The sequence below is a fragment of the Brucella sp. genome, from assembly GCF_032066345.1.
Taxonomy (GTDB): domain Bacteria; phylum Pseudomonadota; class Alphaproteobacteria; order Rhizobiales; family Rhizobiaceae; genus Brucella; species Brucella pseudogrignonensis.
In genome coordinates this window covers 308,073-329,220 of the sequence record NZ_DAMBKZ010000004.1, presented here as the reverse complement: position 1 = coordinate 329,220, position 21,148 = coordinate 308,073, and the positions used below count along the sequence as shown (strand labels likewise).

The following is a 21,148-nucleotide window of genomic DNA, read 5'->3' as shown; positions in this document are numbered from 1 at the left end:
TTCGACAACCCGCAGCATGAACGCACCAAGCTGTTCCTGAGCCAGATCCTGCACTGATCTAACAAATATAACCGCACCAACGGAGGGTAACTTGAATAAACTATTCGCAATCGCATCAGCGTCATTGTTTTTGTTTTCCGGAATGGCACATGCCGGTCCCACTCTGGACCGTGTAAATGAGAAAAAGGAAATGGTAGTCGCCACCAATGTTGGCTGGCCTCCACAGGGTTTCCTTGATGACAATAACGAACTTGTTGGGTTCGATATTGATGTAGCCAATGAAATCGGCAAGCGTTTGGGTGTTAAAGTCCGTTTTGAAACTCCTGAGTGGCCAACGCTAACCGGTGGTCACTGGCAGGGACGTTATGATGTTGGTGTCGGTTCAGTAACGCCAACCAAAGCACGCGCACAGGCTATCGACTTTGCTGGAATCTATTATTACAGCCCCTATGTGTATGTCGTACATAAGGACAGCAAAGCACATTCGACCGACGATCTGAACGGCAAGGTGATTGGGGTTGAAACCGGGACCACGTCTGAAGATTTCATCAACCGTCGCCTTGAAATTGATGCGCCTGATCTTCCGGCTTTTGAATACAAAGTAACTCCTGGCGAAGTTCGTACCTTTGAAGACTCCATGATGCCGTTTGACGACCTTCGCTTGGGCGATGGTGTGCGTTTGGATGCTATTATTGCACCAGAACAGACAGCTCAGACTGCTATCAAGAACGGCTATCCGGTTCGTGTTCTCGAAGGTGGTTATGCATTCCGCGAGCCGCTGGTTGTGATTGCAGAAAAAAATGATCCTGAATGGACTGCAAAGATCGGAGAAATCATCAAGCAGATGAAGGATGATGGAACCCTCGCAACGCTTACGACCAAGTGGTACGGCGCGGATTACAGCAAAGACTAATTGCTTCCGATAAAACACATCAAGTTTCCCGATCAATTCATCATCAAACCCCGGCTTTGCCTTGCGAGGCAGGCCGGTTGTGAATTGAAAATGGAAAAAATCAATATATTCAGACTGGTAACAAGATGTCCTATCCTGACACGCATTACTTCAGAACCATGGCTGATATCAAAGAACGCGTAACCCTTGTTGGCAATGAGGAGTGTGAAACTCTCATTATTGGTGCTGGTCTTGCTGGTCTGACAACCGCGTTGGAACTGGTGCGGCAGGGACAGTCTGTTATCATTCTTGAAGCCAAGAGTGTCGGCTTTGGTGCCTCGGGGCGCAATGGTGGTTTTGTCAGTCCCGGTTTTGCAACCGGTCATGATAAGATCGCTGCAACAGTCGGCGACGATGCTGCGAAAAAGCTCCACAGGCTCTCGGTAGAGGGCATGGAATTTGTTGGCGAAACAATTCGCGATCTTAATATCACGTCTGCAGATCCCAAGCATGGGCTGATCAGCGTACAGCGCTATGAAGATGCACCCGCTTTGCAAGCCGAAGTGGTGGAGACAAAGAGAGACTTCAATTACCACCTTGAATATATGTCGAGGGACGAAGTTCAGTCGGTGTTGAAGTCTGAACGTTATTATCAGGCTATTCGCGATCCCAAGGCGTTTCACATTCACCCACTCAATTATGCACGCGCGCTCGCTCAGGAAATCGAGCGTCTTGGCGGCAAGATTTATGAGAATTCCGCAGCACAATCTATGGACGTTTCGAATGCGCAGAAAATGGTTCGAACAAGCCGAGGTTCAGTTCAGGCCAAAAATCTGGTGATCACCACAGGTGGTTATACAGGTGGGTTGAATAAGAAACTTCAACGATCCTATTTGCCGATAGCGACCTATGTCATGGTTTCTGAAGTTGCTCCTGATCTCATCAGCGAAGCTATCAAAACACCAGCGGCGATCGGTGATAGTCGCAGAGCTGGCGATTATTACAGGCTCATTGAAGGTGGTAGGCGCGTATTGTGGGGTGGCCGCATAACAACCCGCGCCGCCTCAACTGAGGGGCTGGTGCGAGAGCTGCGTTATGAAATGACAAGCACCTATCCGCAACTGTCTGGACTCAAGACAGAACTCGCTTGGTCTGGTCTGATGGCATATGCGCGCCACCTCATGCCCCAAATCGGAAAAATGCCGAGTGGGGTTTGGTACTGCACGGCCTTTGGCGGTCATGGCCTGAACACCACCGCTATCGGTGGCAAGCTGGTGGCCGAAGGAATCCTTGGTACGACTGATCGTTACAAGCTTTTTGAGCCTTTTGGCTTGGTCTGGGCAGGGGGTTACGCTGGTCTCGCCGTTGCTCAACTTACCTATTGGAAACTGCAGGCACAGGACAAGTGGCGAGAACGCTCTGCCCAATCAGCCGCTTGTTTCTAAGAAAATTTATCCCCACAAGATCAAAAAGACATCCGTTAAGCCGATCGGCACAGGGTGCACACCGAATTGAAGGAGGCCGTTCATGCTTGGACGATTCATTCTCAACTACCCCGATGCAGCGCGCAGGCTTGGTGGTCTTGTGCTGTTCGCAATCACAATGGTGGCGCTCTATTCAATTGGCATTAGTGCACATTGGCTGGGTACAATAGCACCTCCACTTGCCGACTGGATTAAGGAAAACCCCGTGATTGCAAGGGTTTTGTCAGCTTTTTCCATCTCTCTGATCCTGTTTCTGAACTGGAAACTGCTGAAGCGGCTATCGAGAAATCAGCAGGTTGTCGCGGTATGGACCGAACTCTTCGTCCTGCTGATGCTTTTCTTTTACTCGTTTGATCTGTCTTTCTCGTTTATCGCACGTAAGATCGGTTTCCTGATCACACAGGGAACGGTAACGACACTCTATATTTCCGCGATTTCCATCGTGATAGCGACCATTATTGCGCTTATTGGCGCGATAGCAAAACTGTCGCAGAACGGCGTCATTTACGGTCTTTCGACGTTCTATACGTCGCTCTTTCGTGGTCTGCCGCTCCTGATGCAGATTTATATTATTTATCTTGGCTTGCCACAGATTGGTTATGTGATCGGTGCGATCCCTGCGGGCATTCTCGCGCTTTCGCTCTGCTATGGCGCCTATATGACCGAAATTTTCCGTGCAGGTATTGAAAGCATTCCGCGCGGGCAGAAGGAAGGTGCCACGGCACTTGGTCTCGGCTCGGCACAGACGATGTGGCTTGTCATTCTGCCGCAAGCCATGCGGATCATCATTCCACCAACGGGCAACCAGTTCATTGCGATGTTGAAGGACTCTTCGCTTGTTTCGGTAATCGGTGTTTGGGAGCTGATGTATGTTGCAAGAACTCAAGGCCAGACCGAGTTCAGACACATCGAAATGCTGATCACTGCTTCCATGATTTACTGGATGCTCTCCATCTCGTTCGAGTTTATTCAGTCCCGCATTGAGCGCTACTACGCTCGATATAATAAGCGATAAGTCGTGGCCAAACGTCGATGCGCCTTCTTTAAGGCGCGTCGTATTTCTCGCTTCGTCGAACCATTTTCTATTGGAAAGCCATATGTCTGAAATGTCCCTTTTTTCGAAAGCTGAATTGCCTCGCCCGAGCCTTACAATTGAGGACGCCGCGGATATTCTTGGTTCAGTTTACGGGCTGAAGGGCGAGTTGCGTGAGCTTGGTAGCCAGCAGGACCGGAACTTTAAGGTTGGCATTGCTGGTGAAAGCTATGTCCTCAAAATCAGCCGCAGCGAATATCCGCGCGTTGAACTCGAGGCGCAGAATGCGATTTTGCAGCATCTCGCTTCAAAACAGGACGATGGTTTCGATAGTTCATTTGTTATTCCCAAAGTCATCTCTTGTCGAAATGGCGAATTCATCGGTGCTGCTACCGTTGGAGCGGAAAATTATCATGTTCGTCTGCTGAGCTTTATCGAAGGTGAAACGCTGACGGCGAGCAAATATTTGAACGGTACTGCGACTGAAGCGCTTGGTGCCCTTGCAGGGAATGTCGCGTACGCTTTGGCAGATTTTTCGCATCCAGGCGCTGTGAAAAAATCACCGTGGGATCTGGCTTATGCTGAGGAGGCGATACCTTTCTTGCTGCAGGATAGTGATCCCAGCTCGGTTGCCGCCCCCATTCTTGTGGCGATGGAACAAGTGCGAAAGCGGCTTGACCCTGTAAAGGCGGGGTTGCGTGTTCAGGTGATCCACCATGACATCACGGATGATAATGTTGTTGGCCGTAGAGAGATCTCGGGGTCTGTGTTGCCCTATGCGGTAATTGATTTTGGGGATATGACGAAAAGCTGGCTGATTGCCGAGCTGGCGACAACATGTGCATCGTTGCTGCATCATGGAGACAGAGACCCTTTCTCAATTCTCCCAGCTGTGAAGGCGTTTCATGCCGTTTATCTGTTGGAGAAAGAAGAGCTTATCGCCCTCTGGCCTTTGATTGTCGCGCGCGCCTGCGTGTTGCTTGCAGCATCGCATCAGCAACTTAGACTTGATCCGAGTAATGATTATGCAGCGGCCAATGCCGCACATGAACGGATCATCTTCGAGACAGCGACTTCAGTGCCATTCGAACTGATGGAAAAGGCAATATTCCTCGCGCTGGATATTGATCTCGAGGCCAAGCACCACGACAATAGGAAGTCTATCGTTCCGAGTGTCGATCTCAACTCTGCAACGCAAGTCGATCTTTCGATCGATAATTCCGGCTTCGTGGCTGGGAACTGGAATTCGAGCAATATAGAACAGCAAATTTTATTCGATGCCGCTCGTAAGACGGGATGTAGCCTGACGAGATATGGTGAGTATCGACTAACACGCACTCGGGTTAACAGCCGCACTGAACCAGAAAGCTTCGCACTGCATATTGCAGTTTGTCTCCCCGCAGGCACGGAAATAGTTGCGCCTTTCGATGGGAGTGCGGATTTTGCCGATGGGTCTCTCATTTTGCGAAATGGTGAGAGCAATCTGCATTTGAATGGCTTGGACATACGTGATGGATTAGCGCACTCGGTATCTTCGGGTGATGTGCTCGGTGTGGCTCGCAATGATCAGGACGGCTTGGGCATCATTTACGTTCAACAGTCCGAAATTGTGTCTGATCCGCTGCCGCAATTCGCCAAACCATCGCAGGCTGCGGTATGGTCTGCAATTTGCCCATCTGCCGCAGGGTTTCTTGGCTTATCTATCGACGCACCTTCAATGCAAACCACGTCACTGCTTGAGAAACGCTACAAGAGTCTTGCCGGTACGCAGAAGCATTATTACGAAAATCCCCCGCAAATTGAGCGCGGCTGGAAAGAGCATTTGTTCGATACTGAGGGACGTGCATATCTCGATATGGTCAATAACGTGACCACTATCGGTCATGGTCACCCGCGCCTTGCAGAAAATGTTCATAGGCAGTGGTTTAAACTCAATACTAATTCGCGCTTCCACTATTCGGAAGTGGCTGATTTTTCAGAAAGACTTGCGGCTTTGGCGCCCGATGGGCTCGATACTGTTTTTCTGGTCAATAGCGGCTCTGAGGCAAATGATCTGGCATTGAGACTTGCCTGGGCATGGTCAGGTCGTCGCAATATCGTTTCGTTACTTGAAGCATATCATGGCTGGACGGTGGGGAGCGATGCGGTTTCAACATCAACTGCCGATAATCCCAATGCTCTTGGAACGCGGCCGTCATGGGTGCATGCGTTGGTCTCTCCCAATACCTATCGCGGGAGCATGACTGCCGGACAATATATTGGGACTGTGCTCGATAAGCTTTCAGCGCTCGATGCATCAGGCGAGGGGCTTGCGGGCTTCATCTGTGAACCGATCTACGGGAATGCGGGCGGAATTCCACTGCCCACCGGCTATCTGAAGAGGGTCTATCAAGAAATCAGATCACGAGGCGGGCTTTGCATCGCTGATGAGGTGCAGGTTGGTTACGGCCGTACAGGCCATCATTTCTGGGGCTTTGAGCAACAGCAGGTTGTGCCGGACGTCATCACTATTGCAAAAGGCATGGGCAATGGACATCCACTTGGCGCAGTGATTACGCGCAAGGAAATTGCTGATGCGCTGGAAAAGGAAGGCTATTTCTTTTCCTCTGCCGGAGGCAGTCCAGTCTCGTCAGTCGTTGGAAATACTGTTCTCGACATTATGGAAGATGAACAACTTCAGGCCAATGCACGTAAGGTAGGCGATCATCTCAAGGAGCGTCTGGAAGGTCTGAAACAGCAATATTCATTGATAGGTGCTGTTCATGGTATGGGACTTTATATGGGGTTGGAGTTTGTCAGGGATCATGTTTCGTTGGAGCCTGCTACCGAAGAAACGATGGCTTTATGTGACCGACTGCTTGAACTTGGCATCATCATGCAGCCGACGGGTGACCACCTGAATATTTTCAAGATCAAACCCCCTCTTTGCCTCACGCGAGAAAGCGCTGATTACTTCGTGGATACGCTGGAATCGGTACTGCAAGAGGGATGGTAATAAGAAAAATACAGGTGCCGTCAATGGGCCTTCAATGCTGTTGGAGACGCTGTGGTGGCGGATGTAAGCATATGGCAAAAACTATTTTGTCATATGCTGATATCGGAATTGATGTCAGAATTTGCGATTAAAAGTGCTCTGGCCAATACTGATTTTGGACTTCCTACGAAATATTCTTCAGTGCTTCTGCAGCGTCACCGTCAATTATAAGCCCATTGACGATGCCACTTTTAAGTAGTGCTTTAGCTGCCACTGCCTTTTCTTGACCTGCAATGAGTAGGACAACTTGAATTTTCTGCAGTTCTGAAAAGCCGAGGGCAATCGTTCGTCGATTCATTTCGTGGTCAATTTGATGACCGTCCTTATCGAAGAAGATGCCGTTTGTATCACCAATTGCGCCTGCCGCTCGAAGGCTTTCAAGTTCTGCTTTGCTCAACATGTTTTGGCGACGCAGCAGTGAATCCTCGGTCAACTCGCCGGCGCTAATAAAACATACCGAAGCCGTCCGGGCTATTTCCATGGCATGGGCAACAGAGCGCTGCGAAATCAAAACTTTTCGGTCCTCAGCAGAATCGGCGATAAATGGTACGGGTAGAAAAAAGCCCTGGCCACCGGTGCGCCGTGCGAGCATATGCACAACTTCGAACGGGTTATAAGCAGAGTTTGCTGTCAAAGATCCCATAACTGAGATGAAACGCGCTTGCGGCGAACGCACACCCGCAAGTTGTAATGTCATCTGCTCAATAGTTCGACCCCAACCGGTTCCGATGGTCGCTTCCTGATTATCCGCGAGAAAGTCCTTTAGGTAAGTTGCTGCAGCAACGCCAACGGCACGAAAGGAAACCTGTTTGCGGATTTCGGATGCGGTATCATCGTTTGCATCGAAGCCAAATGGTGGTGTCGAAATACAAAAATCGAGCTCATACCGCCGCATAAGCTCATTTTCCAGAGGCAATGTACCTGCGTTCTGATGGTCTATCGATATGCTGACAAGGCCGCTTTCTCTGGCCTCTCCGAGGATTTTATTGACGCGCGCACGCGTTAATCCCAGTCTTAAAGCAGTCGCCTCCTGGTTGAATCCTCCAACGTAATAGAGCCATGCCACGCGTACCATTAGGCTGTCTTCAGATTCACTCATTCGTCCCTCACTTCAATCATCGATCAAAATTACAAATGTAATTCTATTTGACATTTGTAATTTGCCGACGCTTAATACCAAACATTCTGGCGGACAAGAGCGCGAAAGAGCGAACGGGTCAATTGGAATGCGGAGCTGAAGCATTAGCGGAAGGAAAACTTCGTTCTCTGGAGGAGCAGAGACCGATGGCCGTATCGCGGCAGTTCAGGAGGGTTAGCAAGTCAGTGCGGGGCACGGCTTTTGTTCGTGCATGAGGTCAAGTTCAACAATTTGAAGCTGCGCAGTGGATACAACCACGCCGCTTCTGGGAGGAATAATGGGATCAGGATTTATTAAGAAAACTGTTGCTGTTGCAGCCATGGCCGTGCTGATGGGCACCGCTAGCGCATCGGCGACGAATGTTGCCTGGGTGCATTCCAATGCTGCCGCGCAGTCTGAGCAGCGCGCCAAGGCGGGTTTTGATGCCTGGCTGAAGGATACCAATAAAGATTGGAATATCAGTGTGCTGGATAGCGGTGGTTCAGGCGAGCGTACCGCTTCTAATATTCAGGATGCGGCATCGCGCGGCGTTGATGCAATAATCGTGAGCATGTCCGACTTGCGCGCATCGCGTGCCGCTATTGATTCAGCTGTTGCCGCAAAAATTCCCGTCTTCGCGATCGACAGCGGACAGGTTGATGGCGTTCTCGTCGATGTCACCACCAATAATTGGGCAATGTCAGCGAGTGTATCGCCTTATCTGCTTAATGAAATGGGCGGCAAGGGCAATCTCATCTTCTTGCGTATGGCAGAACATCACGGCACGCGTAAGCGTGGTGATATCATGGCTACGGTGTTGAAAGAGTATCCGGAAGTGAAGATCCTTGCGGAGCACAACATCGATTATACCGCTTTCTTTGAAGACACGACCAGTTCCATGCAGGACTATGCTTCCCGATTTGGTGAAGAAATCAATGCGGTTTGGGCTCCATGGGATGAACCAGCGCAGGCGGCAATCAACTCTCTGAATGCGGCCGGTCTGAAGAATGTCAAAGTCATCGGTATCGATGGCCATCCACAGGCAATCGAGGAAGTCTGCAAGCCGGATAGCCTTATGATTGCAACCGTTTCCCAGCCTTTTGAAAAGATGGGCGCGCAGACCGGTGAATGGATTGAAAGCATCGTTGTGAAAAAGGAAGATGCGGCAACGGTTATTCCGTCCAAGACCGTCTATCTCGATGCTCCGCTTGTTACAAAGCAGAACTGCAAGGACTTCCTCCCGAAAAAGTAGCTCCCCCAAGCCTGCAACTGGCCGGAACGAGACCGTTCTGTGTTCCGGCCTCTTTTAACCTAATACTTTAATTAGCGGGAGTTCTTCGATGGCCGTGAGCCTTTCGCAGATCGTCATGTCTTATCCTGGAACGCTGGCACTAGATCAGGTCAGTGCGGAATTCCGGTTTGATGAGGTACATGGTCTGATCGGAGAAAATGGTGCGGGAAAGACAACTCTTGTCAGCATTCTCGGTGGTAGCAAAAGCCCGACCTCTGGTAACATTACGATTGATGGCACTGAGGTTAAGCTAGCAAGCGCAGGTGATGCGCTTCGCAAAGGTATTGCGCATGTTTCGCAAGAAGGTAGCCTCGTTCCCGGATTGACTGGTGCGCAGAACATTCTATTGGGCGACGAGCCGCGCATGGGACTTGGCGTTATCGATAAACGCAAGCTGATCGTGCGGGCTGACGAATTGCTCAGGCGCTGGTTTCCACAGGTGTCGATCGATCTCGATCAGCAGGTCGATATGCTGCCGATGGCAGATCAGAAAATTATCGAAATTGTGCGGGCTCTTCGCGGCAATGTTCGCCTGCTTATTCTTGATGAACCCACGGCAACATTGCCCGCGCGTGAAAAAGAAAGTCTTTGGCAGATCATCAAGACCTTACCGCAGCAAGGCGTTGGCATTGTATTGATCAGCCATTTTCTCTCTGAGATCAAAGCGCTGAGTGACCGTATAACGGTTCTTCGTGATGGAAGGCATATAGCAACGCTAGAGGCGGAAAATTCAAGTGAAGCACAACTTATAGACCTGATGCTTCAGCGTTCGGGCGGCAAGAGTGCTGCCGAGCAGGATGTCAGTCAAACACGCAATCTCGGCCCAGTGGTTATGGAAGTCAATGAATGGCAGGCTGGTGGCGTGAGTGTCGATAATTTTGTCATCCGTTCCGGTGAGATTGTCGGGCTTATTGGCTTGACGGGGGCAGGGCATTTTGGCTTTGCGCGGTCGCTTTACACAGTAAGTGGACAGACTGCCGGAACCTGCCGTTTTGATGGCACTTCCATCTCCAGAGTTGATGCTCGGACCATGCAGAAGAAGGGCGTTGCGCTTGTGCCCGACCATCGCATGGAAAATGCACTGATTGGCGATTGGGATGTGCGCGAAAATCTTGCAATGGTCCACCCATCATACGCAACTTTGGGCGGCACCGGCGTATTGTCCATGCGCCGCGAGGCGAGCGAAGCGGACCGTACAATGCAGTTGATGAACGTGAAGGCACATTCACGAAGCCAGTTTGTGAAAGACCTTAGCGGTGGCAACAAACAAAAAGTTTCGATTGGCAAGTGGCTTTACGGCGCTGACGATCATTACCGGTTGATGATTTTCATCGAACCTACAGAGGGAGTGGATATCGGCGCCAAGCGCGAGATTCATGCGCAGATGCGCAGACTTGCCGAAAAAGGCATAGCCATTCTCGTAACCTCTTCCGACCTTCTGGAAATAGCCGACGTGGCAGACCGCGTCATCCCATTCGTGAATGGCAAGCCCGGTCCACAGATTGAGCGCAGCGCATTCTCAGAAGCGAAATTTATTGCCGCAATGGCAGGAGTTACCCAATGAATGCCCGATCTTCAGCGGTCTCACCGCAATCATCCCGTCATGCCCAGAGCTTCGGTAAAAAGCTCAAAGGCGAGTGGCTGCTGAAATACAGTACGCTCTTTGTGCTTTTCCTATTGTTTGCGGGCTTTTCACTGACCGTTGACCGCTTCCTCACGGCAAACAATCTGCTCAATATTATCCAGCAGATTTCGATGCTTACCATCGTTGGTGCAGGCCTGACATTTGGCTTTGCAGCGCGAGAAATGGACCTTTCGGTCGGTTATATGGTTGGTATGGCAGGCATTCTGGTGCCGCTGATGCTGGTTGCCGGATTTCCGTTGCCAGTGGCTTTGCTTGCTGGCCTTGGCGCTGGTCTGGTCGTCGGTTCGGTCAATGCTGCACTGGTTACGCTGGTGGGGGTTCCGTCACTGATCGCCACGCTTGCGATTGGCTCTATTCTCTACGGTATCAATTTTCTGATGACGGGCGGACGAGCAATTTATGGCGGGCTTCCTGCGAGTTATCTCTGGCTTGGTCAAGGACAACTCTTTGGCATCCCGGTGCTTGCCTATGCTATGGTGATAGTTGTTTTCGTGGCCTGGTTCTTGATGGAACGAACCGTTTTCGGTCGTTACATTTATGCGGTGGGCGGAAACCTTAAAGCAGCAGAACTTTCCGGCGTGAATGGTCGCTTCTATCGCGCTGCCGCTCTCGTGGTCTGCTCAATTTTTGCAGCTGTCGCAGGTGCGCTTCTTGCAGCGCGCTTGGGGTCCGGTCAGCCCAATGCAGGCGAACGTTATCTGCTTGATGGTCTTGCCACAGTATTCATCGGAATGACCATGTTCCGCCCGGGTACTGCAACAATTGCAGGGACCTTCTTCGGCGCTCTTTTCATCGGCGTTATCAATAACGGTCTTAACCTTATTGGCATGGACACATACATCCAGAGCATCGTGAAGGGCCTTATCATTCTCGTGGCGGTCGCAGTCGTTTCGCGAACCACCAAACTGAAGCTCCTTTGAGGAACTGCGTTAGGCATTGAACCAAACATCATGAAAAACTTGAAACAGACAAGTCTGTCGGAGGCGCGCGTGCAAAATCCGAGTAACTCTAATCTTCTCGAACTATACCGGACGATGCGGCGTATCCGCACCTTTGAAGAACGCGTTGGTGAATTGTTCGTACGTGGCCAGACGGCGGGTTCGATGCTTCACCTTTCCATTGGTGAAGAGGCAGCCGCTGCCGGTGTATGTGCTGCTATGCAGCCGCAGGACACTTTCACAACCCATCATCGCGGCCATGGTATTTTTCTTGCGCGCGGTGCTGATCCCAAACAGATGATGGCGGAAATCGGCGGCAAGGAAACCGGTTACTGCCATGGTAAGGGTGGTTCCATGCATATCGCCGACATGGCGCTTGGACATCTTGGCGCCAATGCCATTGTTGGTGGTGGAATTCCATCTGTTGTTGGTGCAGGCCTTTCCAGCAAATACCTCAAGAAAAACTCTGTTTCGATCGCCTTTTTTGGCGATGGTGCGATGCAGCAGGGCATTCTCTATGAGAGCATGAATATGGCAGCGCTATGGGGCCTGCCAGTCGTGTTTGTTTGCATCAACAATCAGTATGGTATGGGCACGCGTGTTGATCAGGCGACAGCCAATACAGCGTTTGACCAGCGCGCGCACGCATTCGGTCTTAACGGTGCCGTCGTGGATGGCATTGATGTTGAAGAAGTAAAAAGTGCCGCACAGGGTCTGATCGATGATGCTCGCCTGGGCAAGCCGGGTTTCCTGTCAGTGACCTGCTACCGTTTCTTTGGTCATGCGCGCATGGACAAGAGTCCATATCGCGCGGAAGCGGAAGAGACAGAAGGTCGGAAAAAAGATCCGGTAAAGTTCACACGGGATAGGCTGATTTTGGAAGGTCTGGCACCAGAAACTGGCCTCGACGTGATGGATAGTGGCATCACGGCCGAAATGGATGCGACTATTGATTTTACCGTGGAATCCAAAGCGCCTCCACTCACTTCCATGTTCAGAGATGTCTATGCGGTTGGCGAACCAGAGCCGGAACCCGTCCGCACTCGTATTGATCGCGTACTTTCCAGGGATGAAGCATAATGGTTGCCGTGACTTACCGCGATGCGCTGCGTAAGGCGCTGGATGATGCCATGGCTGAAGACAACACCATTGTTGTGATCGGTGAAGAAGTGGGCCGTTATGGTGGTGCCTACGGCGTTACAAAAGACTTGATCGGTAAATATGGAGCGGACCGGCTTATCGACACACCGATTTCCGAGCCAGCAATTATTGGTGCAGCCGTGGGTGCAGCAATGACGGGGCTGCGTCCTGTTGCTGAACTGATGTATATCGATTTCCTTGGCATGACGATGGATCAGCTTGCCAATCAGGCTGCCAAAATCCGCTATATGTTTGGCGGACAGATTGGCGTGCCGATGGTTCTTCGCACGCAAGGTGGTACGGGACGTTCGGCAGGCGCGCAGCATTCACAAAGTCTGGAAGCATGGATCATGCATACGCCGGGCCTTCGGCTTGCAATGCCTGCGACTGTCCAGGATGCCTATCATCTGCTGCGCCAGAGCCTCACGAAACCTGATCCGGTGGTCTTCATTGAGCACAAAGCGCTTTATACGCGCAAGGAAGAGGTCGACCTTGATGCAGAGCCGCTGGAATGGGGCAAGGCAGCAGTACGACGTACAGGTAAGGATCTCGTTATCGTCACTTATTCGCGCCAGCTGCACTACGCGATGGATGCGGCTGAAAAGCTTGCTTCCAAGGGTATTGAAGCGACGGTTATCGATCTTCGTACGCTCAACCCGCTCGATTTTGACACTGTGCGCGAACACGTCGAGCGTGTCGGCAAGGCCATGGTTGTATCTGAAGGAGTGATGACGGCGGGTGTAGCGGCAGAGCTTTCGGCACGCATTACGGAAGAGTGCTTCGATTATCTCGAGCAGCCTGTCGTGCGTGTGGCAGGTGAAGACATTCCAATTTCAGTCTCGCAGGATCTGGAAGCCGGAAGCGTGCCCACAGCAGACCTGATCCGTTCGGTCGCAGAGAGAATGCTGTCATGACAGAACGTATTCTCAAAATGCCACGTCTGGGTGAAACGATGGAAGAAGGCAAGATTGTCGGCTTTCTCGTGAAACCCGGCGATAGTTTCAAACGTGGCGATTCAATCATCGAGATAGAAACAGACAAAACCGTTGCAGAATTTCCAGCTCTTGGGGACGGCACACTGCATGAGTGGATCGGATCTGTTGGAGATCATGTGGTGGTGGGCGCGCCGTTGGCGCGTATCGACATAGGCGTTGGTCCCGACTGGACAGATGAGGGTGGTGAAAGCACGCCCGTTTCGGAAGCGTCCACCGACGATTGTGTCGTAACTGAGCTGGATATGCCGCGCCTCGGGGAAACGATGGAAGAGGGGCGCATTGTCCGTTGGCTAAAGGCTGCAGGCGATAGCTTCGAGCGTGGCGAAGCCGTTCTCGAAATTGAAACAGACAAGACGGTCGCAGAATTTCCTGCGCTGGTCGGCGGTAAGGTCGTCGAAATCCTGCGTCAGGAAGGCGACATGGTAACGGTTGGCGGCGCTATTGCCCGCATCGAGGTTGCGGCCGGTGCTGCCACCTTGAAGCCGGATGCCCCTGCCGTTGAAACTGTTGCAGCTTCAGCTGTGCCAATAGTTTCCAGAGCAGCTGTTGCAAGACACGTGGGAAGAGATCAGCGTGTTCGTGCGACACCCCTCGCACGTCGGATAGCGCGTGACAAAGGTATCGATATCCAACTTCTATCCGGTACCGGTCGCAGGGGCCGAGTTGAAAAAGAGGACGTACTCGCTGCCTCCGGTAATGCTCTGCCAAAAGGGGATGTACAGTTTGTCGAACTCGGACGTGGTCGTGTTGCCTATAGCGACCACGGTTCAAAGGATGCGCCGACCTTCCTGCTTCTGCATGGATTTTCGGGAGATCGCACCACATGGAGTGGTATCGCTTCAGGTTTGCGCCGGGCAAATTTCCGCGTTATTGCGCCCGATCTTCCCGCGCATGGTCTGACAACGATTGAAGCGGGGCATATCGATCAACTAAGCGATTTTCTATCGGAGTTTCTCAACGCGTTGTCGGTTAAGAAAGTTCATGTAGTCGCTCACTCCCTAGGCGCTATTGCAGCAACGGAGTTTGCACAAACCCATGCTGAGCGCGTTTCGAGACTGACGCTTATTGCGCCAGCTGGTCTTGGTTCAGAAATCGATGCAAGTTTCATTTCCGGCATGGCGAATGCCACGACAGCTGGTGAGGTGACGCATCTGCTCAGGCGCGTTGCGGCCAAACCTGTTGAGCTTTCGCCCGAACTTGCGGCCGACTTTGCGCGCACAATGAGCAAAGGCCGTCTCAAGGCACTTGCGGAAACGATTATCGGATCATCAGGGCAGCGCATCGATATTGTCGCATCTCTGGATAAGCTTTTACGTTCTATGTCCGTGAGAGTTCTTGTTGGTCTTCAAGACCGCATCATCCCGTGGCAGCAGGTGACATCGTTGCCACCGTCAGCGAGTGTCCACTTCTTCGCTCAATCCGGCCATATGCCGCAATGGGATCAAACGAAAGATGTGCTGGATCTCATCTTGAGCTCTGCAGGAGAGGCTGATGACTGATGTAAAAGAAAAACTCAAAGAAGCTCAATCACGGCTTGGTGCTTTTGCCAAGGCAACGCCCGAACTCATGTCAGGCTTTGCCAAGGTCAGCAAGACAGCGACTGCTACGGGTCGTTTCTCCTCCGCTCAACGTGAGCTGATTGCTGTGAGCATTGCTGTCGCCAAAGGGTGCGAGGACTGCATTCTATATCATGTCGATGCTGCTATCCGCCATGGTGCAACAGAAGTGGAACTGCTCGAAGCATTGGAAGTGGCTGTCGAATTGGGAGGCGGTCCAGCAGTTATGTATGCGGGCAAAGCACTCGAGGCATTTCGCAATTTGAGTTGAGTTTAGGGCAAAGCAAAGGTTGGAGGCGCTTTTGCATTTGCTTCGGGAGGAATTGAATGGCTTATTTTCTCACCGCCGACGGAGGCACGGAAAGTATCCGCGCGCGGGTTTACGATTTGTCGGGCGTATGCCTTGCCAGTGCTGCAGTTCCATATGAAACCAAGTTTTCCAGCGGTGCACGAGCTGAACAAAATCCAGAAGATTGGTGGAGTTCCTTCGTTCAGGCCGCACGCAAAGCGATATTAGAATCCGCAGTTGATCCGGCAGCGATTGAAGCGATAACGCTTGCCACAACAAGCTGCACGGTTGTTGCTCTCGACGCTGACGGAAAGCCTCTGCGTCCATCGATTATCTGGATGGATGTTCGCGCTAGCTCAGAAGCGGAAGCTGTATTGGCGACGGGCGATCAGGCGCTCAAAGCCAATGGCGGTGGCCAAGGGCCTGTCTCGGCGGAATGGATGATCCCCAAGGCACTCTGGATTGCACGCAATGAGCCGGAGATTTTCGCGAAGGCCGAAACGATCTGCGAGTATCAGGATTTTATGACTTTGCGCCTGACTGGCGAAAAAGCAGCAAGTCTCAACAACGCGTCGCTGCGCTGGCATTACTCAACTGATCGTGGCGGTTTCCCCACGACGATGCTGCAAAAACTGGGGCTTGAAACCTTATTGCATAAATGGCCATCGCGCGTGGTCGCGCCGGGCGAGGTAGTCGGTACGCTTTGTACGTCCGCCGCCTCCGAACTTGGTCTCAGCCAGACGGTGAAACTGGTTCAGGGTGGGGCTGATGCACTGATTGGCATGATCGGCCTTGGTGTTGCCAAACCCGGTCAACTTGCTCTGATAACCGGGTCGTCGCATCTGCAGTTTGGTGTTTCGGACAAACCACTCCATGCCCCCGGCATTTGGGGGAGTTACCCGGATATGCTCTATCCGGGGCGCTACGTGATTGAAGGTGGCCAAACATCAACCGGTTCGATTATCGCATGGCTGGGCCGCATGATGAACGGTACAATGGATATGGAAGCATTGAACCGTAAGGCTGCGGCTCTTGAGCCGGGGGCGGACGGACTTCTGGTGCAAGACCATTTTCAGGGCAATCGCACGCCTTATACTGATGCCCTGTCGCGTGGGGCAATTGTCGGTCTGACACTTGCACATGAGCCGCATCATATTTTCCGGGCAATCATGGAAGGCATCAGTTTTGGTACTCGCGCAATTCTCGATGCCATGGGAGATGCTGGTTATCGCGGACAGGAAATCACCGTTGGCGGCGGAGCAAGTGCCTCTCCGCTCTGGTTGCAGATACATGCTGATACGGCTGGCTTGCCTGTTTGTGTGCCGCAGTCACGCGATGCGCCATCGGTGGGGGCTGCGGTTCTGGCGGCCCATGGTGCGGGATATTTCGCTACCATCGATGACGGAATCGCCGCGATGGTGAAGCCCGGAACGCGTATAGAACCGCGTCCGCGCGAAGCAGCGATTTATAACGAGATTTACCAGCAGTATCGCGCTTTGTACCCGGCGCTGAAATCTGTTCACGCGGCCTGAAATCAATTGGGGAGAGACCATTGCTCAGGGATTTCGAACTTACAGATAAGCTTGCAGTCATTACCGGTGGAGCCAAAGGCATAGGCCGCGCTATTGCGCAGTTGTTCGTTGAAGCGGGAGCAACTGTTATCATAACTGATCGTGATGAAGCGGCAGGTAAGGCGGCTGTTGCAGAGCTCAACACGTTAAGAGCTGCCTCGGCAAGCCTTTATATCCTTGATGTAACGGATAAGGATGCAGTCGAACGCACTGCAGAAGCTATTTCCCGCCAAAATGGTTGTCCGCATATATTGGTGAATAATGCGGGCATCGTCAAAAATGCCCCGGTTGCCGAAACTGAGGAAGCTGACTGGCGAGCCGTAATCGATGTCAATTTAAATGGCGTATTCTTCTGTGCGCAGGCGTTCGGAAAGCGTATGGCTGCAGCCGGCCGTGGTGCGATCGTCAATATTTCATCCATGTGCGGTGAGATCGTTGTCTATCCGCAGCCGCAGGTCGCGTATAATGCTGCTAAGGCAGGTGTTAATCTCATCACCAAATCGCTTGCAGTCGAATGGGCAAAGCATGGCGTGCGCGCAAACGCGGTCGCGCCCGGCTATACGGCGACTGAGCTCACTCTTGCAGGTCGCAGCAACGAAGAGTGGTTTTCGAAATGGCTTGCCATGACACCCCAGGGACGGCTCGGCGAACCGCGTGAAATCGCAAATGCTGTTCTGTTTCTCGCATCCGATGCGGCGAGCTTCGTAACCGGCACGGTGTTGACCGTTGATGGCGGCTATACTGCCCTTTAATTTCTGGAGGATGAAATGACCGAACAGGCAAAAATAGCACTGGTTACAGGTGCCAGTCGTGGAATTGGACGTGCGATCGCTGTTGGTATGGCCAAACGCGGTTTTGATATAGCCATCAACGATATTGAACGTCAGAAAGATGCAATGCAGGACGTTGCAAAAGAAATAGAAGCGAGTGGTCGCCGCGTCTTAACTGTCTATGCCGATGTTAGTAATAAAACCGACGTTGAAACCATGGTTCAGAAGACGGTTGAAAACTTTGGCCGCATCGATGCTGTCGTGAACAATGCAGGTATCCTGATTGCAAGCGACGTCGAACATCTTAAAGAAGAACATTGGGACAGCGTTCTTGATGTGAATGCCAAGGGCACATTTCTGGTTGTTCAGGCCGTGTTACCATTTATGAAGAAACAGAATTACGGTCGTATCGTGAATATCGCATCGATTGGCGGCAAGCATGGCGCGCCGGAACAAGCACATTATTCTGCCTCAAAGGCTGCTGTTATGGGTTTCACGCGCGTATTGGCGCAAGAGGTTGGAACGTTCGGTATCACTGCAAATTGCATTTGCCCCGGCATAATACTCACCGATATGGGCCGCGTTAATCTAGACGATATTGCGGTGCGCGAGACATGGCAGGAAAAAACAGCCATGCGACGGATCGGTGATCCTGAAGATGTAGTAGGGCCGGTTGCATTTCTCGCTTCGGATGATGCAGCTTTTGTTACCGGGCAAAGCCTGAATGTCGATGGCGGTATCGTGCTGAGCTAGCAGCGCTGCTGAAAACACCGATTAATTGCTGTCTGTGTGTTGGCGCTTAGCGAATAATGTTTGGCGGCGATATTTTACGCAAAGACTCAATTATATCGGGGCGCTGCTCTGCAACGGTTGCGACAATTGCTTCGGAAAGAGCGAAAATTGCCGAAGGCGAATTCGGCAAAAAGTCGCTTGTCGCGGTAGCATAAAGCACGACATCTGCCAAAGATGCGAGTGGCGATGTCGGGCTGTCCGTTAAAACCAATATCTTTGCATGTTTGGCGCGCGCAGCTTTTGTAAGCTCCAACGTGCTCTGAGAATATCTAGGAATGGATATGGCGATCACCACATCGTTCTTACTTATGGAGTTGATGATATTGCTTGAATAAGAGCTGGCACCGCGTAGCAGTGCGTTGGTGACGCTTTTTTCAGTATAAAGCGCCAACCCCTCTTCGAGATATGCGGCGGCGTAGTGACTGGCTCCGGTTCCAAGAATAATAATTCGTTGGGCCTGGAGTATGGACTGGATAAATTCGTCAGATGAGGTCTGATCAATATTTGATATGGTATCCTGCAGCTTTTCAACACTATCGATAAGCTGGCGGTGCAACGTCGATGTTTTACCAAGAGAGCCGAGATCATTTCCTTGAGAGTTGTGTTTATTGCCCGGAACTGCCTGGAAATCAGAAACGATCTTTTCTCGGAATTCACTGAAACCGCCATAGCCAGCTGTTCTGACGAAACGCGTAATTGTGGCTGTTGAGCTGCCGCTAGCCTCAGCCACACCTTCAATTGACATGGCGACTACATCCAGAGGTCGCGTCAACACAAAATCCGCGATCTTCTGATGCGACTTGCTGAGAGACGGATAAACCTCTGCTATTCGCTGCGCAAATTCGGACTTGGGACTCAAAGTGTTGGCCATCGATAATTTCCGCCGTTGACGTCTAGAAATTTTCATATAATCTAAAAATGAAAATAATCACATCAAAAAGATGTTTACTCCAAGGGAACGAATATAATTATGTACAAAACGCTCTTGATAGCTAGTCTTTTTGCGACCACGGTTTTAGGCGGCGCTGCAACTGCTCAGACCCTTAAAGTCGCGCTTTCATCAGAAGCGACCGCTGTTGATCCGCATTACCATGATCTCACCCCGAATAATGCGCTCGCTGCGCATATTTTTGATAGCCTGACGCGTCAGGATGAGAAGCAGAAATTGCACCCGGCTCTGGCTGAATCCTGGGAGAATGATGGAAAAAACAAGTGGACCTTCAAGCTGCGTGAAGGTGTTACCTTCTCCGATGGAACGCCATTTACTGCCGATGATGTTGTTTTTACCTTTTGTCGGACACTAAAGAACGAAACCGCTGTTTCAGGTTCATTTGCTGATATCACGGCGAATTTCGAATCTGTAGAAGCACCTGATGCCAAAACTCTGATTATTACGACAAAGGTTCCTGAGCCGCTGCTTGCGACCTTCATGGGCACAGTGGGTATTTTAAGTTCTTCGATTGTTGACCATGGCAAGATCACATTCGACCCAGCCAACAATTGCGGTGTTACCAGTGCCTGGCCTGTTGTTGGTGATTTCAACGATGGCAAAAAGACGATCGGAACCGGGCCTTATAAGCTCAAGAATTATGTTAAAGGTTCTGCGATCGAGCTTGAACGCAATGACAAATATTGGGGCGAAAAGGAGCCATGGGAAAGTGTTCGATTCGTTCCTGTTCCTAATGCTGGAACGCGATTGGCTGGCCTGCTTGCCGGCGATTATGATCTTGTCGAAAACCCGGCAGCGCGTGATTTGACGCGCATCAAGGATGATAAGCGCTTCGTTGCAGAAGTTACCCCGACCACCCGCGTAATCTATTACCAGCTTGATGTTGGTCGTGCGCAAAGCCCTTTTGTGAAATCTGCCGACGGAAAAAATCCTTTGCAGGATGTGCGTGTGCGTGAAGCCATGTCGCTTGCAATTGACCGCAAAGCGATCATCGCCCGCCTGATGGACGGCGCCGCAGAACAGGCAAACGAATTCCTGCCAAAGGGCATGTTCGGCACATTGCTAGATGCGCCCGAACTTCGTTACGATCCAGCTGCTGCGAAAAAGCTGCTTGCCGAAGCGGGTTATCCGGACGGGTTCCAACTAACTATTTCAACGACCAATGATCGTTACATCAATGACAGCCAGATCACACAAGCCGTTGCACAATATCTGACCCAGATCGGCATTAAAACCGATGTGGACGCGATGACACGCGCGCTCTATTTCCCACGTCGTTCAAAGAAAGAACTTAGCGTTGCGATCGGTGGGTGGGCGTCGACCAGCGGCGAAGCATCATCATTCCTGCGTCAGTGGCCTGCATCTCCAAATGAAGCGGGTACAATGGGTGGCTCCAACTATGGTGATTACAAAAACCCTGCTTTCGACAAGCTGATTTATGAAGCTGTGGAAACAATGGATGACGACAAGCGCTCATCATTGTTGCAGCAGGCAACCACCGAAGTGCTTAAGGATTATGCTTTCATTCCACTGCACTTTGAAAGTGGCATCTGGGCACATAAAGCGGACATCAGCTTTACCGGTCGGTCTGACCAGTTCACGCTCGCAATGTCCGCAAAGCCAGCGAAGTAAATCTCTTCGTTAAGCATCAT

At 51.4% G+C, this 21,148-nt stretch carries 17 protein-coding genes; 15 read left to right on the top strand and 2 right to left on the bottom strand.

Going from position 1 to position 21,148, the window contains the following annotated elements; genetic code table 11:
• The first annotated feature begins 91 nt into the window (after window positions 1-91).
• From RT142_RS07940 to RT142_RS07925, 4 genes are all read left to right on the top strand, one after another.
• Window positions 92-913 (top strand): transporter substrate-binding domain-containing protein, encoded by an 822-nt coding sequence (locus tag RT142_RS07940; protein ID WP_007879872.1) that lies wholly within the window; start codon window positions 92-94, stop codon window positions 911-913.
• Between the two features lie 125 nt (window positions 914-1,038).
• Window positions 1,039-2,337 (top strand): FAD-binding oxidoreductase, encoded by a 1,299-nt coding sequence (locus RT142_RS07935; protein WP_313028246.1) that lies wholly within the window; start codon window positions 1,039-1,041, stop codon window positions 2,335-2,337.
• Window positions 2,338-2,419: 82 nt separating this feature from the next.
• The gene (locus RT142_RS07930; RefSeq protein WP_105519799.1) at window positions 2,420-3,391 is read left to right on the top strand and encodes an amino acid ABC transporter permease; all 972 of its coding nucleotides are present in this window, start codon (window positions 2,420-2,422) and stop codon (window positions 3,389-3,391) included.
• A gap of 82 nt (window positions 3,392-3,473) precedes the next feature.
• Window positions 3,474-6,404, top strand: coding sequence for an aminotransferase (locus RT142_RS07925; protein WP_313028244.1), 2,931 nt, complete (start codon window positions 3,474-3,476; stop codon window positions 6,402-6,404).
• Between the two features lie 163 nt (window positions 6,405-6,567).
• Here the strand turns inward: RT142_RS07925 and RT142_RS07920 are convergent, their stop codons facing one another.
• Window positions 6,568-7,542 carry a sugar-binding transcriptional regulator gene (locus RT142_RS07920; RefSeq protein WP_105519797.1) on the bottom strand — a complete coding sequence of 325 codons (975 nt, stop codon included), beginning with the start codon at window positions 7,540-7,542 and terminating at the stop codon, window positions 6,568-6,570.
• Between the two features lie 316 nt (window positions 7,543-7,858).
• Between RT142_RS07920 and RT142_RS07915 the strand changes: the two genes are divergently transcribed.
• The 10 genes from RT142_RS07915 (at window position 7,859) to RT142_RS07870 (ending at window position 18,508) form a co-directional block, all read left to right on the top strand.
• Window positions 7,859-8,812 carry a sugar ABC transporter substrate-binding protein gene (locus RT142_RS07915; RefSeq protein ID WP_007879848.1) on the top strand — a complete coding sequence of 318 codons (954 nt, stop codon included), beginning with the start codon at window positions 7,859-7,861 and terminating at the stop codon, window positions 8,810-8,812.
• 88 nt (window positions 8,813-8,900) lie between these two features.
• A complete protein-coding gene (locus RT142_RS07910; protein WP_313028242.1) occupies window positions 8,901-10,415 on the top strand; it encodes a sugar ABC transporter ATP-binding protein in 1,515 nt (504 codons plus the stop codon).
• Entirely contained in the window at window positions 10,412-11,416 is a 1,005-nt protein-coding gene (locus tag RT142_RS07905) for an ABC transporter permease (protein ID WP_007879840.1), read from the top strand. The genes RT142_RS07910 and RT142_RS07905 overlap by 4 nt, the downstream gene beginning before the upstream one ends.
• Before the next feature lie 30 nt (window positions 11,417-11,446).
• Window positions 11,447-12,514 carry a thiamine pyrophosphate-dependent dehydrogenase E1 component subunit alpha gene (locus RT142_RS07900; RefSeq protein ID WP_313028240.1) on the top strand — a complete coding sequence of 356 codons (1,068 nt, stop codon included), beginning with the start codon at window positions 11,447-11,449 and terminating at the stop codon, window positions 12,512-12,514.
• The gene (locus RT142_RS07895; protein WP_313028238.1) at window positions 12,514-13,488 is read left to right on the top strand and encodes a pyruvate dehydrogenase complex E1 component subunit beta; all 975 of its coding nucleotides are present in this window, start codon (window positions 12,514-12,516) and stop codon (window positions 13,486-13,488) included. Before RT142_RS07900 ends, RT142_RS07895 begins: the two co-directional genes overlap by 1 nt.
• Complete coding sequence (locus RT142_RS07890; protein ID WP_313028236.1) at window positions 13,485-15,068, top strand: acetoin dehydrogenase dihydrolipoyllysine-residue acetyltransferase subunit; 1,584 nt, start codon at window positions 13,485-13,487, stop codon at window positions 15,066-15,068. Before RT142_RS07895 ends, RT142_RS07890 begins: the two co-directional genes overlap by 4 nt.
• Window positions 15,061-15,396, top strand: coding sequence for a carboxymuconolactone decarboxylase family protein (locus tag RT142_RS07885; protein ID WP_313028235.1), 336 nt, complete (start codon window positions 15,061-15,063; stop codon window positions 15,394-15,396). Before RT142_RS07890 ends, RT142_RS07885 begins: the two co-directional genes overlap by 8 nt.
• A 56-nt stretch (window positions 15,397-15,452) precedes the next feature.
• A complete protein-coding gene (locus tag RT142_RS07880) occupies window positions 15,453-16,946 on the top strand; it encodes an FGGY-family carbohydrate kinase (protein ID WP_113158235.1) in 1,494 nt (497 codons plus the stop codon).
• 20 nt (window positions 16,947-16,966) lie between these two features.
• Window positions 16,967-17,737, top strand: coding sequence for an SDR family NAD(P)-dependent oxidoreductase (locus RT142_RS07875; protein WP_313028232.1), 771 nt, complete (start codon window positions 16,967-16,969; stop codon window positions 17,735-17,737).
• Window positions 17,738-17,752: 15 nt separating this feature from the next.
• A complete protein-coding gene (locus tag RT142_RS07870; RefSeq protein ID WP_007879821.1) occupies window positions 17,753-18,508 on the top strand; it encodes an SDR family NAD(P)-dependent oxidoreductase in 756 nt (251 codons plus the stop codon).
• 46 nt (window positions 18,509-18,554) lie between these two features.
• Here the strand turns inward: RT142_RS07870 and RT142_RS07865 are convergent, their stop codons facing one another.
• Entirely contained in the window at window positions 18,555-19,418 is an 864-nt protein-coding gene (locus RT142_RS07865) for a MurR/RpiR family transcriptional regulator (protein ID WP_007879819.1), read from the bottom strand.
• 99 nt (window positions 19,419-19,517) lie between these two features.
• Here RT142_RS07865 and RT142_RS07860 point away from each other — a divergent pair, with 99 nt between their 5' ends.
• Complete coding sequence (locus tag RT142_RS07860; protein WP_007879809.1) at window positions 19,518-21,128, top strand: ABC transporter substrate-binding protein; 1,611 nt, start codon at window positions 19,518-19,520, stop codon at window positions 21,126-21,128.
• Window positions 21,129-21,148: the final 20 nt, after the last annotated feature.

Coding starts and splice junctions, on each gene's coding strand:
- RT142_RS07900 (WP_313028240.1), top strand. CDS start 11,447: ATGAAAAACTTGAAACAGACAAGTCTGTCGGAGGCGCGCGTGCAAAAT.
- RT142_RS07920 (WP_105519797.1), bottom strand. CDS start 7,542: ATGAGTGAATCTGAAGACAGCCTAATGGTACGCGTGGCATGGCTCTAT.
- RT142_RS07860 (WP_007879809.1), top strand. CDS start 19,518: ATGTACAAAACGCTCTTGATAGCTAGTCTTTTTGCGACCACGGTTTTA.
- RT142_RS07885 (WP_313028235.1), top strand. CDS start 15,061: ATGACTGATGTAAAAGAAAAACTCAAAGAAGCTCAATCACGGCTTGGT.
- RT142_RS07895 (WP_313028238.1), top strand. CDS start 12,514: ATGGTTGCCGTGACTTACCGCGATGCGCTGCGTAAGGCGCTGGATGAT.
- RT142_RS07880 (WP_113158235.1), top strand. CDS start 15,453: ATGGCTTATTTTCTCACCGCCGACGGAGGCACGGAAAGTATCCGCGCG.
- RT142_RS07865 (WP_007879819.1), bottom strand. CDS start 19,418: ATGGCCAACACTTTGAGTCCCAAGTCCGAATTTGCGCAGCGAATAGCA.
- RT142_RS07890 (WP_313028236.1), top strand. CDS start 13,485: ATGACAGAACGTATTCTCAAAATGCCACGTCTGGGTGAAACGATGGAA.
- RT142_RS07915 (WP_007879848.1), top strand. CDS start 7,859: ATGGGATCAGGATTTATTAAGAAAACTGTTGCTGTTGCAGCCATGGCC.
- RT142_RS07925 (WP_313028244.1), top strand. CDS start 3,474: ATGTCTGAAATGTCCCTTTTTTCGAAAGCTGAATTGCCTCGCCCGAGC.
- RT142_RS07905 (WP_007879840.1), top strand. CDS start 10,412: ATGAATGCCCGATCTTCAGCGGTCTCACCGCAATCATCCCGTCATGCC.
- RT142_RS07870 (WP_007879821.1), top strand. CDS start 17,753: ATGACCGAACAGGCAAAAATAGCACTGGTTACAGGTGCCAGTCGTGGA.
- RT142_RS07910 (WP_313028242.1), top strand. CDS start 8,901: ATGGCCGTGAGCCTTTCGCAGATCGTCATGTCTTATCCTGGAACGCTG.
- RT142_RS07935 (WP_313028246.1), top strand. CDS start 1,039: ATGTCCTATCCTGACACGCATTACTTCAGAACCATGGCTGATATCAAA.
- RT142_RS07930 (WP_105519799.1), top strand. CDS start 2,420: ATGCTTGGACGATTCATTCTCAACTACCCCGATGCAGCGCGCAGGCTT.